The sequence below is a fragment of the Candidatus Effluviviaceae Genus V sp. genome (assembly GCA_014728125.1).
In the GTDB taxonomy this organism is placed as follows: Bacteria; Joyebacterota; Joyebacteria; order Joyebacterales; family Joyebacteraceae; genus WJMD01.
Window position 1 is genome coordinate 1 of sequence record WJMD01000108.1, and the last position, 14,483, is coordinate 14,483.

The window sequence follows — 14,483 nt, forward strand, 5'->3', positions numbered from 1 at the left end:
CCCCCCAGCCCGGTGGTCCGCGGGCGGGAGCCGATTTGCCGCGGTGGTCATGGCTCCTCGCTCCGCCGCGCTGTCTCCGGGGGCGCGACGATCACGCGCCTCCCCTCGATGCTCAGGCGTTTCTCGGCCATGAGCTGGAGCGCCTCCGGGTAGGCCTCGTGCTCCTTCTCGAGGATCCTCGCGGCCAGTGTCTCAGCGCTGTCGCCCGCGAGCACGGGAACGGTCTTCTGGAGGATGATCGGTCCGGTGTCCACGCCGGCGTCAACGAAGTGGACCGTGCAGCCGGACCACTTGACCCCGTAATCGAAGGCCTGCCGCTGTGCATCGAGTCCCGGGAACGACGGAAGGAGCGACGGATGGATGTTGACGATCCTCCCCTCGTAGTGCCTGAGAAAGGTGTCGTGGAGGATCCGCATGAACCCGGCGAGCGCCACGACGTCGACCTCGTGCTCGTCGAGTACCCTGATGTACTCCGCCTCGGCGTCCGGCGTCAGCCTGGTTCTGAATCCCCCGGGCTCGAGATGGAAGGCCGGGACGCCGGCCTCACGGGCGCGGTCGAGGGCCTTCGCGTCCTGGACGTCCGAGATGACGACCGCGACGTCGACGTCGATCGCCCCGTTCCGTGACCGCTCCAGGATCGCGCCGAGATTGGAGCCGCGGCCGGAAGCGAGGACCCCCGTGCGGAGTCGTTTCATCCGGAACCTCCCGAGGACGGTGTCGTGAGGGCGAAGGCGCTTGACGCCCGGTCTGAGCGAGCATAAGGTCGCTCCGTTCGCTGAGTCAAGCGCCGCGGATCGTCCGGCCCCGCCGTCGAGCAGAGGTTGCCGGCCGCGGCGCATTCGGACCCTCCCGTGTCGGAGACGGTATGCAACCGGTGCCATCCGGACAGGACGTGCGGCGCACGAGGCTCGAGAACGGTCTCGAGATCCTGACCGCCAGGCAGGAGCACTCCGACGTGGCGGCCGTTCTGGTCCTCTACAGGGCCGGACTCCTCCACGAGCCGGCCGACCTCTGCGGGGTCGCGCATCTGACGGAGCACATGCTCTTCCGGGGAACGAAGGACCGTCCGCAGGGCTGGATCGACGCCACGACCGGCAAGCTCGGCGGCGTCAACAACGCCGTGACGACGGCCGACTACACAGCCTACTACTTCGCCATGCCGAGAGAGCACTGGCGCGTGCCGCTCGAGATCGAGGCCGACAGGATGTGCGGCTGTCTCTTCGAGCCTGCCGCTTTCGAGACAGAGCGTCGCGTTGCCATCGAGGAGCGCTCGATGCTCTCGGACGACCCGGACGCGGTGCTCGACGAGAGCGCGGCGGCGCTGGCCTATACGGTCCACCCCTACGGTCGACCGGTGGCGGGGCGTCGGGAGGATCTCGAGCGCATGTCGCTCGACGACGTTCGGCGGTTCTACGACTCCTACTACGTCCCGGGCCGCGCGATAGTCGCCGTCGCCGGGGGCATCGAGCACGACGCCGTCCGAACGTCGGTCGAGCAGCTCTTCGGCGGCATCCTCGCGTCCGGCGGAGAGCCTCCGCCCGTTCTCCGTGAACCCGAGCAGCAGCGCCCCCGGCGCCGGGTCGTGCAGCTGCCGGGCGTCTCGCGGCAGTGCATGGTCTCGTATCACTGCCCCGAGGCCCCCCACGAGGACAGCCCGGCGCTCGAGGTTCTGACGGCGCTCCTCTCCTCAGGTCGAAGCTCGAGGCTCTTCCGGAGATTCGTCGGTGACGGCGGCATGGCAACGGAGGTCTCGGCCGTCCGGCATCTCGACACGGACCCCGGTCTCTTTCAGTTGAGCGCCAGCGTCCTGTCGGACGTGGACGAACGCACGTTCGAGCGCGACCTCCTTGACAGCGTGGCGGGCGTCGTTGCCGACCCGCCCGCTGACCGTGAGATGGACAAGGCCAGGACCCTCATCTCGGCCGACCTCGCGCTCAACAGGGAGTCGGCGCTGGGGCTGGCCGGGGCCCTCGCCTTCTGGGAGCTCCTCGGCGGATGGGAGAAGGGCATCGCCTTTGACCGGGCCGTACAGCGGGTCGGCCCCGACGACCTCGTGAGGGTCGTCGGGCGGTATCTGACGCCCGACAGGAGGAACGTCGTATGGCTCCGCCCCCGCGCAGCGTAGAGCGGCACGTCATGCCCTCGGGTCTCATTGTCCTGACCGAGCTGATACCCGAGTCGCCGGTCGCCTCGGTCGTCCTCTCCGTTCTCGCGGGGACCAGGCGGGAACCCGCCGGCCGGGACGGGCTTGCGACCCTCGCGGCGGACGCTCTGCTCGAGGGCACGCGTGAACGCCCGGGACCTGAGCTCGCGTGGGCCATCGATTCCCTGGGCGGCTCGGTCGACGTTCTGACCGGCTACGAGGCATGTCGGATCGTCGCGACGGGCCTGGGCGACACCGTTCACGAACTCGCCGGTCTCGTGGCCGAGATGGCCTTTCGTCCCACGCTCGAGCCCGCTGCCGTCGAGCGTTCGAAGCGCAGGCTCCTGCGGGAGATCGAGGAGGAGGACGACGACAGGTACGTCGTCGCCCAGCGGGCTCTGTTCCGACTGGTGTTCGGTGACCATCCCCGCGGCCGCGCGGGCATCGGCACGGCCGACGGCGTCGGCGGCGCGACCGTCGAAGATGTGAGGCGCTTCCACGCTCGGGGCTACCGGCTCGACAGAGCGCTTCTCGCCGTCGCGGGCCGGTTCGACCGTGACGCCGTGTTCGCCGCTGCAGGGGACCTGGAGCGGCGGACCGCGCCCTCGGAGGACCCGCCGGTGCCGGCTCCCCCGCCGGTGCCGCCCGAGAGCAGGCTGATCCGTCGCGAGAGCGAGCAGGTGCATCTGGCCGTTGGCGCGCGCGGCATACGGCGGACCGATCCGCTGTATCTTCCCGCGTGCGTGCTCGATGTGATCTTCGGTGACAGCGCCGGCTTCGCCTCCCGTCTGGCCGCGCGGCTCCGCGAGGGCGACGGTCTTGCCTACATGGTCGAGGGAGACCTCGTGGGCTCGGCCGGCGTCGACCCGGGGCTCGTCTCGGTCTACACGGCCACCGCCCCCGACCGGGTCCGAGCCGCTCTCGAGGCCGTCGGCGGCGAGCTTCGTCGAGCGGTCGGCGTGCCGCCGTCCGATGAGGAGCTCGACGCGGCGCGGGCCTTTCTCAAGGGGCGGAGGATCCTGGAGCGCGAGACGACCGAGGCCAGAGCCGCATCCCTCATCCGCATCGAGCGCTATCGTCTCGGCTTCGACTACGACGAACGATATCCCGGGCTTCTCGACGACGTCACGGGAGACAGTGTTCTTGAGGCCGCACACAGGCTGCTCGACCCGTCCGGATGCTCCGTCGTCGTCGTCGGCCCGCTCGATGAGCCCCTGCCACTCCTCGCCCGCTGACACCCTGACCGGCCGTTCCTCTCGAGTCCGCACGGACCCGCTCTATCCGGAGGTCGCTGCCGACCGTGCGGACCGTCATCGCGCCTTTGGCGATGTCGAGTAGGACGGCTCCATCGACGTCCGTCCGGAGGACGACCGACCCGGCACGTCGCAGGCGCTCGATGACACCCGGGTCGGGATGGCCGTGCCGGTTCCCCCGGCCGACAGATATGACCGAGACGCTCGGGCCGACGCACGCGAGGAAGCTCGATCGCGAGGAGGACGATGAGCCGTGGTGCGCCACCTTCAGGGCGCCGATGCCCGACGGCAGTCCCCGGTCGGTCAGGCGCCGTTCGGCCGTCTGCTCGATATCCCCGGCAAGAAGCACGTCGGTCACACCGTCCCGCAGGAGTGCGACGACCGAGGCGTCGTTCTCCGACGCGCCGCGCGCCGCGGCGGTGTCGGGCCAGAGCGCGACCAGGAACGGTCCCCCGGGTGCTGCCACGATCGTCTCGCCCCGCGCGATCTCGTGAACCGGGATCCCCAGGCTTCCCGCCACCGTGAGCGTCCGCTCGAGCTCCGCCGACCCGGAGCGTCCAGGCGGGACGATCAGACGACCGACCTCCACGGAGCGCATGACGTGGCCGGCGCCGCCGTAGTGGTCGGCGTGTGCATGCGTCACGACGATGGCGTCAAGTCTGGAGACGCCGCGTCGGGTCAGGTGCGGCACGATGACGGCCCGTCCGGCCCCGCGTCCGGGTCCAGGGGGACCCGCATCGACGAGGACGCGAAGCCCGCCCCTGAGTTCGAGCAGGGCGGCGTCCCCCTGTCCAACGTCGTAGAACGTGACACGGCTCGACGTCCTGCCAGGTTCCGCGAGAGTGCAGAGCAGGCTCACGAGCACCGCCACGGCGGCCGCGGCGGACGCACGGGCAAAGCGCCGCCGCGCTCCGAACGCCGCGGCGACTGCAAGGAGCGCCGCCGGGAACGCGGCGTTCGTGCCGGGACGCAGGACCGCCCACGATAGCGCCGCCGCCCGCTCCGCGACCCAGGACAGTGCGGCCGTCGACGCCCACGCCGCACCCGAGAGGACGTGCGCCGCGCAAGGGACGAAGACGTCCGCGGCGACCGTCATCAGGCCGCATGCGAGCGACGCGCCCGCCAGCGGCACGGCCAGGAGATTCGTGATCGGGGACACGACCGAGATCTCGCCGAAACTCGCCAGCAGCACCGGGGCCACGCCGAGCTGCGCGGCGACCGACAGCGCCAGCCCGTCGGCGACGCGGGCGGCGATCCCCGTGTTCCTGAGGAGCGTGCGGGCGCGTCTGCGGAAAGTCCGGAAGAGAACGATGATCGACGTCGCCGCGCCGAAGGACAACCGGAAGCCGAGGTCGTGGACGTCGCCCGGTCGTGCGATCAGGATGGCGAGGGCCGCGAGCGCGATCGTGTTGGCCCCGCTGCTTCTGCGCTGTGCGAGCGCGGCCGCGACGAGCGCGGCCGCCCCGACCGACGCCCTGACGGCCGACGGCCTCGCGCCGACAACGCCCACGAAAAGCGGGAGAACGCACACGGCCGCCAGCGAGGCGAGCCGGCGCGGCGTCCTCAGAGCGCGGAGGACCGTCCGGATCATCAGAGCGATCATGCCGACGTGGAGGCCGGAGACGGCCAGCACGTGCACCGTTCCCGAACGACGAAAGGCCTCGACGCGTTCCTCGGCCATGCGGTCCGATGCGCCCAGCATCAGCCCCCGGAGGACCGCCGATGTCCGCTCATCGAACCGCCGGGCCAGCGCCCGCTCGAGCCGGTCGCGGATCCGATCTGCGACGGTTCCGGGTTCGTCGAGACGCTCGACCGACCTGGCCGTCATCGTCAGATGGATGCCGCGGGAACGGAGATAGGCTGCGAAGTCGAACGCCCCGGGGTTCGTCCTGCCCCTGGGACGATGCGGCGAGCCGCGGAGCCGGACTCGCGTTCCCCTGGGCGGCGGAGCGCCGCTGAGCGACGTGACCCACACGTGTCCGCCTACGGCGGAAGTTGAGGGAGCGCGACCCAGCGTGTCGACCGAGACGACGGTCCGAAAGCCTTCCCCGCCTCTGGACCGCGCTTCCACGACACGACCCGAGACCACGAGGGTTGGCGAGCCCGCATGGAGCGATACGTCGTCGGGAGCGACCCGGTCCAGTCGGACCGACGCGTTGAGCGCCCCCGCGCCGGCCAGCGCGACAAGCGCCGCGGCGTCCAGAAGGAGCTGTCCCGACCGGAGGCGCCCCCAGGCTGTTCTGCGACCGGCAACGACGTACATGAGAGCCGCAAGGATGCACAGCCCGGCTGTCAACGCCGTTGGCACCGGGGGCAGGCCGTGCGAGGCGGCGGCCGTGCCGGCGGCAAGCGCCAGGGCGGCCGGTACGGCCGGCATACGGCCTCGATGCTCGATCATCTCGAAGGGACCGAACGGGGCGGCGGGGCGTCGAAGAGCGCAACAGTAAGCAACGGCCGTGCCCGGCGGCGCGGTCGACGGGAACGTCAGCGTGTCCGGTGGCTCAGCCGGCGAGGCGCGGGACAACGTCGTGGCTCAGCCGGCGAGGCGGGGAACCACGTCGTGGCTCAGCCGGCGAGGCGCCGGGCCACGACGACCGTCATGTCGTCGACCGGCGTCCCGGCGCCCGCGAAGGCGTCGGCCTCGGTGATCAGGAGCGACGCCATGACGCGGGCGGGCGCGCCGCGGGCGCGCCGCGCGGTTTCGATCACGCGACCGTCACCGAAGAGCTCGTCGCCCTGCTGAGACTCGCTCAGACCGTCCGTGAAGATGACCAGATATTCCTCGGGACGAAACCTGACGCGATCGTGCTTGTACACGGCGCCGGCGAACATGCCGAGCACGGTCCCTCCCGTGGTCAGCCGCTCAGTCGTCCCGTCGTCACGGAGCAGGATGGGCGGGTTGTGCCCCGCGTTGACGTAGGTGAGTTCACCCGAAGGGTCGAGAACCCCGTAGAAGAGCGTTGCGAACGTGTCGGGCGGCGTGCTCCTCGCGAGCGCGTTGTTCGCCCGCTGCATGATCGTGGAGATCGAGTAGAGGTTCTCGACGTGGGATCTCAGGGTCCCCTGGAGCGCCGCCGCGAGAAGTGCGGCGGGGATGCCCTTTCCTGACACATCGGCGACGGCGATGCCGAGATGTCCGTTCGGAAGTTCGATGTAGTCGAAGTAGTCGCCGCTGATCGTCTGGCTGGGGAGGTTCATGCCCGCGATCTCGTATCCCTCGACCAGGGGGTCGCTCTCCGGCAGAAGCCGTTCCTGGATCGTGCGTCCGAGGTTGATCTGGTGTTCGAGTTCGCGGCGCTTGAGCGCTTCATCGCGGCTGGCGATGGCCGCCTCGTGGTTCCTGGCGTTGATGATGGCGACGCTCGCCACGGCGGCGAGGGCGGACAGGAACTCACTCGACTCCGGTGAGAAGGCGTCGAGCTCTGGACTCTGCACGTCGACCACCCCGATCACGCGTCCGCGGAACACCATCGGCACGACGAGCTCGGAGCGGGCACCCCGAAGGCCGTCGAGGTAGCGGTCCTCCACGGAGACGTCCGGCACGACGATCGGCTGCCCCGTCTGTGCCACGCGTCCCGTCAGCCCCTTTCCCACCTTGAGCTCGACGCTCTGGACGATCGAGTCTGGATAGCCGTACCGCGCAGCGACATCGAGCGTCTCGCCGTCACGCCCTATGAGCAGGATCGTACAGTACTCGAATCCGAGGATGCGGTGCGTGAGGTACAGCAGGCGTTCGAGGATCGTCTCGACGTTGAGCGTCGACGTGATCGTCTTGACCGCCTCGAGAAGCGTTCGGTACCGGTCGATGCTCGAGCTGTCCGGCCGTTCCGTTTGATTGCTCATTTTCTTGACAGCGTGTTCAGTTTGTGATACGATGAAGTGTGTGAGAGAGCTCGAGCATGATGTACCGGCCCATCCGTAGGGGCTTCTGAGCGCGATCGGCAAGGAGGAGGCCAGTGAGTCTGACTGCGAAGGTTCTGGGCATTGCCGTGCCGGTGTTTCTGTCGACGACCTTCTGCCTGACGGTCCCGTTCATCCTGCTCGTGGCCGATGCCGTCATCCTCGGTGCGGCCGTCGTGGTGTTCGTCGGTGAGCGTCGTGAACGCCGCCGCCTGGCGGAGACCGCCGAGCCCGTGGCGGTCCTCTCTGCCGACTGAGCGAATCGTCAGTCCGTCCGCTCTCCCCGCTTCCGGCGTACCGACGCCAGCTTGCCCTTCATCGTCAGCTGTTTGTCCCTTCGGTCGTCCAGTGAGATCTTCGTCAGCACGCGAACGATCCTGTCGCTGAAGACGCTCTCGTGCATCTCGAGAACCACGTCGAAGATGCGCCGTGGGTCTCCCTCGATGATGGTCGCCATCGGTGTGAGCTCGTACGTGAGACCGCTCTTCTCAACGATGTCGACACACTGCGCGACGTAGGAGCTCAGACTGGCGTCGGGGGTACCCACCGGGACGATACTGACCATTGCCACAGCCATGGTAGTTCCTTCTCCTTTCACGACACCTGCGTCCGGAGCGACACCCTCGGCCTCGACGCCGGCGGGCCTCATCCGATCTGAGGCGGCTCCTCGTCCTTGTCGATCACGAGGTTCGTCACGGTGCCCGTGACGCCGTCGATCGTCCTGAGCTGATTGAGTGTCAGATCGAGCAGCTCGTCGAAGCTCCTGGCCTCGACCAGGGCGATGATGTCCTGGTCGCCGCTCGTGAGATCGGCCGACTGAACCTCATCGCGCGCCAGTAGCGCGTCCTTCACCTCGCGTTCCCTGCCTGCTGCCACGTTGACCTTGACGTACGCGCGTGCCACGAAGACCCTCCTTGCATGCGAGATCCGTCCCCGCCGCGTTCAGGCGGTTCGTTGTGAGGCGCGTCCGCCCGGACGCGCTTCCCTGTGGAGCATCTACGATGGAGGGGGGCGCTGTCAACAACGAGGCTCAACGGGTCGCTGGTGAGAGGGACATCGCTCGGGTCTCAATCCTCGGTCTGAGCGACCTCGTCCCAGAAGACGACGCGGTTCTTCCCTTGTCGCTTGGCCGAGTAGAGGGCGATGCGGTCGGTCTTGTCGAGGAGATCGGCACGCGACTTCGCGTCGAGCGGATAGAGCGCCCCGCCGATGCTCACCGTCACGCGTCGCGTGGGCTCGCTCTCGTTCCCGGTGACGAACTGCTGCTCTGCGACCGTGCGCCTGATACGCTCGGCCACGGCGTAGGCGCTGTCCCGCGAGACGTTCGGGAGGATGACCGCGAACTCCTCTCCCCCGTAGCGGGCGACGATGTCCACCTGGCGGGCGTTCTCGGCCAGGACGCGCGCGACCTGTCTGAGGATGCTGTCGCCGGCCGCGTGGCCGAGGTCGTCGTTGACCTGTTTGAAGCCGTCAAGATCGGCCATGAGCAGGGCCATGGCCTGTCCCGTACGCTTGCAGCGCTCCATCTCTCGTGTGATCTGTTCCTCGAAATAGCGCCTGTTGTGGATCTGGCTCGCCTGGTCGACGAAGATGAGCTCCTCGACCTCGAGGCGTCTCTTGATGAGGCCCCCGGCGAAGCGCGCGACGAAGTCGATCGTCGCGACGTCGTCTTCGCCGTAGGCCGACGGCTGCTCGCTCCAGAGCTCGAGGAGGCCGTAGACGTAGCCCTCCGCCAAGAGAGGGGCGGCCACGAGAGAGCCGTGCGCATCGCTCGGCAGGAAACGCTGGAGCCTCCTGTCCGAGCCCAGGTCCGGGATGGAGACCGGCCGACCGGACTCCTCGACGCGCGTCTTCAGGAACTCCGGCGTCACGCGGGCTCCGGGAGGCCATCGGAAGACGTCGTCGAGCTCGCTCGAGGTCCCGACGGTCGAGGCGACGAGCCCCTTCGACATGAAGACGGCGATGTGCTCGTAGCCGACGGTCCTCTTCAGAAGGTCGTAGAGATGACTGAGCGACCCGGCGAGGTCGACGCGCCTGCTCGATGCCGCGACCGCGTCCAGGAACTCGGCCGGAAGCGACGCGGCACCCGGCACGTCCACCCCCTCCGAGCCGCGGTCCGGAGGCCGTTCGGGGGCACGGTCGGGCGCATCCGTCGCAGGCGGCTGCTTCGGGACGGCAGCGTCCGCCCGCGGCAGTTCGAGCGTGATCGAATCGAGGGTCGTCAGGTTCTGATAGGTTTCGCGGACCGCTCCGTTGGAGACCGTTCGCGCGGTCCGGCGCGCGTATCCGAGCTCACAGAGATGGTCCAGCAGCCACGCGAGACCCTGCCGCGCCGCCTCCTCGTCGGCCGTCAGAAGGCTGCGGTAGATACGGAGGCCCTCGGCATCCAGGAGATCGACAGAGATGAGATGCTCGAGCAGCTCCCGCGCGGTTGTGGAGGACTTTCTCATGCGCGCATCCACGCCGGGCAAGTGTAACGTAAGGGGGTTTCGGAACACTTCTTTCAAAGATGCTACCTGATTGTCAAGGAACAATCAACGGCACGAACGGTGCCGGCGGGCGCCGGACCACGTCGGGCACGCTGATCCGGGCAGCGTTTCGAGGAAACGACTTGCACGGTCCGCCGGTCGTCGTTTATCCTGTCACGCCATGAGACGACTCATGCGACTTCTGGTGCTTCTCATGCTCGTCGGCGTCGTGGCCGGCTGCTCCACGACGCAGCCGCCGTCGGGAGACCCTGTCTCCCGGTCGCCGGTCACGGGGGCCCCCGCCGATTCGCTGGCGCGGGCCGAGCATCTCTACAGGGACGCCCTCGGTCACTACGTGCTCGACGAGTGGGACCAGGCCTCCGTTCTCCTTCGAAGGGCGGAGCGCGCCGTGTCGGGTGCCGCGTCCGGTTCTCGTGCCGAGCGGTCCGATGCTGCGAGCCTCACGAAGCGGATCGACTACTTCCTGGAGATCATCGGTACGAGGGACGCGCCCGTCGAGGTGGTCGAGGCGCCCGCCCGGGTGGACACGACGGTCGTCGACGCCGCCGATGCGGAGGTCCCTGAGCCGCCGCTGAGGCCGGTGATCGAGCCGGTCGTCAATGCCCGCGTCGAGAAGTGGCTCGACTACTTCCAGGGCAGAGGCCGGTCGCAGATGTCTCGGTGGCTCTCCCGGAGCTCGAAGTACCGCCCCATGATCGAGCAGATGCTCGAGGAGCACGGGCTCCCATCCGAGCTTTTCTTCCTCGCGATGATCGAGAGTGGGTTCAACCCGAAGGCCTACTCGCGGGCACACGCCTCCGGAATGTGGCAGTTCATCTCGAGCAGGGCCAGAATGCACGGGTTGCGCGTCGACTGGTGGGTCGATGAGCGGAGAGACCCCGAGAAGGCGACGCGGGCCGCCTGCGAGTACCTGAGGGACCTCTACGGGATGTTCGGTTCCTGGGAACTCGCGCTGGCCGGCTACAACTCGGGCGAGGGACGCGTTGCACGCGCCCGGAGGCGGAGACCGGGGTGCCACGACTTCTGGTGCCTCGATCTTCCCAGGGAGACCGAGAACTTCGTTCCCAAGTTCATGGCGGCGCTCATCATCGGCAGCGATCCTGAGAAGCACGGCTTCACAGGCTGCACCCCGGAGCCTCCGCTGGAGTACGACACGATCCTGGTCGACGGGGCTTTCGACCTCGACGTCATCGCACGCGTGGCCGGTGTGTCGGTCGACGCGGTACGCGAGCTCAACCCCGCACTCAGGCGCTGGTGCACGGCCCCGAGCAGCGGACCGACGACCCTCCGTGTCCCGGTCGGTACGGGCGACAGGACGCTGGCCGGGCTCCACGCGATCCCAAGGGAGGAACGGGTCTCATGGCAGCGGCACCGGATCGCCCGCGGCGAGACGCTGTGGGACATCGCCCGCGCCTATGGGACCAGCGTCCACGCTATCGCATCGACGAACAGCATCTCGAATCCCAGCCGGATCCGCGCCGGTGATTTCCTGGTGATACCTGTCGGCGCCGTCGAGTCGGGCGACGGCGGGTACATCGAGTATGTGGTCCAGCGCGGCGACACCATCAGCTCGATCGCCCGGAGGCACGGGCGCTCGACGCGGCAGGTGCTCAGGACGAACGGGCTGAGCTGGCACTCGCGCATCTACCCCGGCGACCGGATCAGGATCCCGATGTAGGACGCGGCGAGGCCGGATCGGTCCTGCGGACCGCCGGCAGGAGCCTCGGACAAGGACGGCAGGCGACCTGAGACAACAACGACCCCGGGCCATCGGCCCGGGGTCGTCTTCTTCCTCTTCAGTTCGTCGGTTCGCCGACGGTCGTGCGGCCGCCGCACCCGCGCGGGTGACACGACCGCCCGGCCCGGCGCGGTTCCGACCACGCCGGTACCACTGCCGCCGAACTCCTACCGCGAGTGAGACTGCGGCAGGATCACCGCCGTCCTTCCTCTGCCCGAGGGGATGTCTGAGACGACCGCGCGGATCATCAGGTCTCGGGCATCCAGTACCCAATCGCCGCCGAGGTCCTTGATGTAGCTCTTGTAGTCGATCGGCTCGTCGATGTCGTAGCCGAGGCGCGGGTTGAAGCGCGACTCCCAGCGCATGCCGACGAAGAACTGCTTGTTCGGGAACGACGTGAAGCTCGTGATGTCGACCGATTCCGGCAGCGGGAACTCGAGCCACGCGTCCTCAGGATAGAGGTCGCCCGTGTTGGCGCCGATGCCGTTGGCAACCTCCCCGGGCTGCGGGCTGTCGGGCGACGTGGGATAGTACACGCGGGCCGAGAACGCTTCCGTTGTCGGCGCCTCCGGATCGTCCGGATTGTCCTGGTCGTCGTTCATGATGTAGTAGTGGATCTCGGTCACGTAGTTGGCCCAGGTAGGCGCCTGGAAGAGTACCGCGGCCTCCCAGTCCTGACGGCCGGTGATGTAGTTCGAGAACTGGCCGTAGTCGCCGTCGTCCCAGACGAGCGTGGTGTCCTTGCCCTCGACGACCCAGAGGATCTCGAACCGCTCGGATCCGATGTTGCCCGCGTCGTCGATCGCCTCGAGATAGTAGGTGACCGTGTCCTGGGGCGACTCCTCGGTCAGGACGGGCGCGTTCATCGGCACCCAGAACCTGACGGAGTCCGGACCGCCGGCGACCTCGTACGTATCGGCCTCGGTCGCCGCGAACTCGTTGATGCCGAAGCGAACGCGGCGGGTCGACGACGTGACGTCGGTCCGTCCGACCGCCTGCAGCCGCGTCACGCCGGTTTCCCACCAGCCCAGCGAGTCCTTGTACGTCGAGTCGGTGATGTGCTCGAGCTCGGCGGGCGGCGCCGTCGTGTCGAGGGTCACCGTGATCTCGAGCGGGTCCGCCTCGTTGCCGACCGTGTCGGTGATCTCGGCGCGGATCGTCTTCTCACCCTCCTCGCCGAGGTCGATGTTCGGCACGGTGAACCGGCCGTACTGTGTGTTGTCCTCGTCGTCCTGGTACACGTTGGCGGTTCCGGTTCCCTCGAGAACGCCGTCGACGTAGATGTCGACCGTGGCCCCCACCTCAGCCCAGCCGAGAACGCTGATGACACGGCTGGAGAGGCTGGTACCGTTGGACGGACTCGTGATCTGACTGCCCGTCGGCGGAAGCTCGTCGGCCTCCATGAGGTCCTTCTCGCACCCGGTCACGGCGAACGCCGCAAGGGCCGCGAGCGCGATGAGCGCCGCGAACAGCCTCCTGTCGTGGACGATCCTCATTATCCCTCTCCTCCCGGGGGGTGGTTCTCAAGCCCCGCTCGCGGGGCCGTTCCTGTCGTCCGGTCTCTCTTCCTGCGTCGCTTCCCTGCGGCGCCCTAGAATGCGTACGCCGCCGACACTCTGTGACTCGAATCAAGATACTCGTGCTTCCCGAAGGCGTAGTCGACGGTGAAGCCGCCGAGGTTCAGACCCGCCCCCGCGGTCAACTGCCCCATCGCCAGACCGGCGCGGACACCGACCATCTCCCGGTAGACGAACTCGACGCCGTAGTGCGTGTCGGCCGACACGGGCCCGACGTGGTACTCGTCGGCCAGCAGTCGGTCCTCGAACCGCACGTCGGCGTCGGCCGCAAGCGTCAGCACACCGTTCATCGAGGCCACCGGCCTCACGTAGGCCGCGCCGATCTTCGCCGTCGGCATGATCTGCTCACGTTCCTTCGTGTCCCACGCGAGAAACGTGGTCGTGACGTCCTGTATCGCGAGACCCAGTGTCACGTGGTCCCAGAGGTCGTACTTGCCTCCGACGTCGAAGCCGACTCCGTAGCAGTTGTACTCCCCGACGCTTTTCCAGATGAGTTTGAGGCTGCCGCCGAGTCTCAGTCTGTCGGACGTCCTTCTGGCGTACGACAGAAGCAGGGCGGTCTCGGCGTCGCTCTCCCAGTCGATCCGGGCGGCGTCGTAGTAGATTCTCTCCTCATCGCTCTCGAAGTCCGTGAACGGGATGTCGTCGATCGCCAGGCGCACGATCGTGACGCCGACGGCCCCCTCCCATCCGCACGGGTTCATCACGTAGGCGCCGGTGTCGTAGTTGACGACGTCTCCGAACGTCTCCGAGTGCATGAGCTGCGCGTAGCGGGCTCCCTCCGGCAGATCGGCGAGGCCCGCCGGATTCCAGTAGCCGGCCGTGACGTCGTCGGCGACCGCCACGAAGGCGCTGCCCATGCCGAGCGGGCGGGCTCCGACCCCGTGGGTCAGAAACTCGCCGGCGTACTTGTTGGCGGCATCGGCCTCATCCGGAACCGTCGCCATGGTCGCGACCAGCATGAGGCCGACGAGGATACACGTATGCGCGGCGCGCGGCGTCGGCACGCCTCGACCGTATGCTCGTCTCATGTCCCCTCTTTGTAGCATGCCTTTTCCAGCCTGTAAAGCGGAAAGCGGGGTGTCAGGGACTCTCGACCGAACGGCGCACGATCTCGGCCCTGATGGTCTCGACGCGCCGTCCGGCGACTCTGACGTTCCGTCCGACGGAGGCGCGACGCTCGGAGAGCCTCATGGCGTTCACGAGGTCGTACTCCTCCTCGACAAGGAACCCGAGATACCGGCTCTGTTCCCGCAGCCTCTCCTCCAGCAGCACTCCGTGGTCATGCATGAACCGGAGCGTCGACTCGCTCAGGTTCCGGAGCCTCTCGTCCTCCTCACTGATCCTGATCTCGCCGTAGGGTTGCGGCGCGATGGCGTCCAT

General features: G+C 68.2%; 13 protein-coding genes. 4 read left to right on the top strand and 9 right to left on the bottom strand.

Translation table 11 applies throughout. The features are described from left to right. Positions 1-47: 47 nt before the first annotated feature. The gene (locus GF405_06530) at positions 48-695 is read right to left on the bottom strand and encodes a phosphoribosylglycinamide formyltransferase (protein MBD3367814.1); all 648 of its coding nucleotides are present in this window, start codon (positions 693-695) and stop codon (positions 48-50) included. Between the two features lie 170 nt (positions 696-865). On the opposite strand from GF405_06530, the gene GF405_06535 reads away from it, so the two are divergent. Next, the gene (locus GF405_06535) at positions 866-2,125 is read left to right on the top strand and encodes a hypothetical protein (GenBank protein MBD3367815.1); all 1,260 of its coding nucleotides are present in this window, start codon (positions 866-868) and stop codon (positions 2,123-2,125) included. Beyond that, positions 2,101-3,378: a hypothetical protein gene (locus GF405_06540; protein ID MBD3367816.1), complete on the top strand. Its 1,278-nt coding sequence runs from the start codon at positions 2,101-2,103 to the stop codon at positions 3,376-3,378. Before GF405_06535 ends, GF405_06540 begins: the two co-directional genes overlap by 25 nt. Here GF405_06540 and GF405_06545 read toward each other — a convergent pair. Together GF405_06545 and GF405_06550 are read right to left on the bottom strand one after the other, a co-directional pair. Continuing rightward, positions 3,269-5,794, bottom strand: coding sequence for a DNA internalization-related competence protein ComEC/Rec2 (locus tag GF405_06545; GenBank protein MBD3367817.1), 2,526 nt, complete (start codon positions 5,792-5,794; stop codon positions 3,269-3,271). The two genes, GF405_06540 and GF405_06545, sit on opposite strands and share 110 nt — an antisense overlap. Before the next feature lie 167 nt (positions 5,795-5,961). Beyond that, positions 5,962-7,239, bottom strand: a complete 1,278-nt coding sequence (locus GF405_06550; GenBank protein MBD3367818.1) for a SpoIIE family protein phosphatase — start codon at positions 7,237-7,239, stop codon at positions 5,962-5,964. 113 nt (positions 7,240-7,352) lie between these two features. Here GF405_06550 and GF405_06555 point away from each other — a divergent pair, with 113 nt between their 5' ends. After that, positions 7,353-7,553, top strand: a complete 201-nt coding sequence (locus tag GF405_06555) for a hypothetical protein (GenBank protein MBD3367819.1) — start codon at positions 7,353-7,355, stop codon at positions 7,551-7,553. 8 nt (positions 7,554-7,561) lie between these two features. On the opposite strand, the gene GF405_06560 is transcribed toward GF405_06555, so the two are convergent. The 3 genes from GF405_06560 to GF405_06570 form a co-directional block, all read right to left on the bottom strand. Beyond that, the gene (locus tag GF405_06560) at positions 7,562-7,873 is read right to left on the bottom strand and encodes an MTH1187 family thiamine-binding protein (GenBank protein ID MBD3367820.1); all 312 of its coding nucleotides are present in this window, start codon (positions 7,871-7,873) and stop codon (positions 7,562-7,564) included. A gap of 68 nt (positions 7,874-7,941) precedes the next feature. Beyond that, entirely contained in the window at positions 7,942-8,223 is a 282-nt protein-coding gene (locus tag GF405_06565; GenBank protein ID MBD3367821.1) for an Lrp/AsnC family transcriptional regulator, read from the bottom strand. Positions 8,224-8,363: 140 nt separating this feature from the next. Further along, positions 8,364-9,746, bottom strand: coding sequence for a diguanylate cyclase (locus GF405_06570; GenBank protein MBD3367822.1), 1,383 nt, complete (start codon positions 9,744-9,746; stop codon positions 8,364-8,366). Between the two features lie 199 nt (positions 9,747-9,945). On the opposite strand from GF405_06570, the gene GF405_06575 reads away from it, so the two are divergent. Beyond that, positions 9,946-11,463, top strand: coding sequence for a transglycosylase SLT domain-containing protein (locus tag GF405_06575; GenBank protein MBD3367823.1), 1,518 nt, complete (start codon positions 9,946-9,948; stop codon positions 11,461-11,463). Positions 11,464-11,690: 227 nt separating this feature from the next. Here GF405_06575 and GF405_06580 read toward each other — a convergent pair whose 3' ends face one another. From GF405_06580 to GF405_06590, 3 genes are all read right to left on the bottom strand, one after another. After that, positions 11,691-13,019 carry a hypothetical protein gene (locus tag GF405_06580; GenBank protein ID MBD3367824.1) on the bottom strand — a complete coding sequence of 443 codons (1,329 nt, stop codon included), beginning with the start codon at positions 13,017-13,019 and terminating at the stop codon, positions 11,691-11,693. A gap of 95 nt (positions 13,020-13,114) precedes the next feature. Further along, positions 13,115-14,149, bottom strand: a complete 1,035-nt coding sequence (locus GF405_06585; GenBank protein MBD3367825.1) for a PorV/PorQ family protein — start codon at positions 14,147-14,149, stop codon at positions 13,115-13,117. Between the two features lie 34 nt (positions 14,150-14,183). Then, on the bottom strand, positions 14,184-14,483 hold the full coding sequence (locus tag GF405_06590) for a hypothetical protein (GenBank protein ID MBD3367826.1): 300 nt from the start codon (positions 14,481-14,483) through the stop codon (positions 14,184-14,186).

Bases quoted from the DNA above. Each gene is read 5' to 3' on its own strand.
- GF405_06530 (MBD3367814.1), bottom strand. From the start codon at position 695: ATGAAACGACTCCGCACGGGGGTCCTCGCTTCCGGCCGCGGCTCCAAT.
- GF405_06535 (MBD3367815.1), top strand. From the start codon at position 866: ATGCAACCGGTGCCATCCGGACAGGACGTGCGGCGCACGAGGCTCGAG.
- GF405_06540 (MBD3367816.1), top strand. From the start codon at position 2,101: ATGGCTCCGCCCCCGCGCAGCGTAGAGCGGCACGTCATGCCCTCGGGT.
- GF405_06545 (MBD3367817.1), bottom strand. From the start codon at position 5,794: ATGATCGAGCATCGAGGCCGTATGCCGGCCGTACCGGCCGCCCTGGCG.
- GF405_06550 (MBD3367818.1), bottom strand. From the start codon at position 7,239: ATGAGCAATCAAACGGAACGGCCGGACAGCTCGAGCATCGACCGGTAC.
- GF405_06560 (MBD3367820.1), bottom strand. From the start codon at position 7,873: ATGGCTGTGGCAATGGTCAGTATCGTCCCGGTGGGTACCCCCGACGCC.
- GF405_06570 (MBD3367822.1), bottom strand. From the start codon at position 9,746: ATGAGAAAGTCCTCCACAACCGCGCGGGAGCTGCTCGAGCATCTCATC.
- GF405_06575 (MBD3367823.1), top strand. From the start codon at position 9,946: ATGAGACGACTCATGCGACTTCTGGTGCTTCTCATGCTCGTCGGCGTC.
- GF405_06580 (MBD3367824.1), bottom strand. From the start codon at position 13,019: ATGAGGATCGTCCACGACAGGAGGCTGTTCGCGGCGCTCATCGCGCTC.
- GF405_06585 (MBD3367825.1), bottom strand. From the start codon at position 14,149: ATGCTACAAAGAGGGGACATGAGACGAGCATACGGTCGAGGCGTGCCG.
- GF405_06590 (MBD3367826.1), bottom strand. From the start codon at position 14,483: ATGGACGCCATCGCGCCGCAACCCTACGGCGAGATCAGGATCAGTGAG.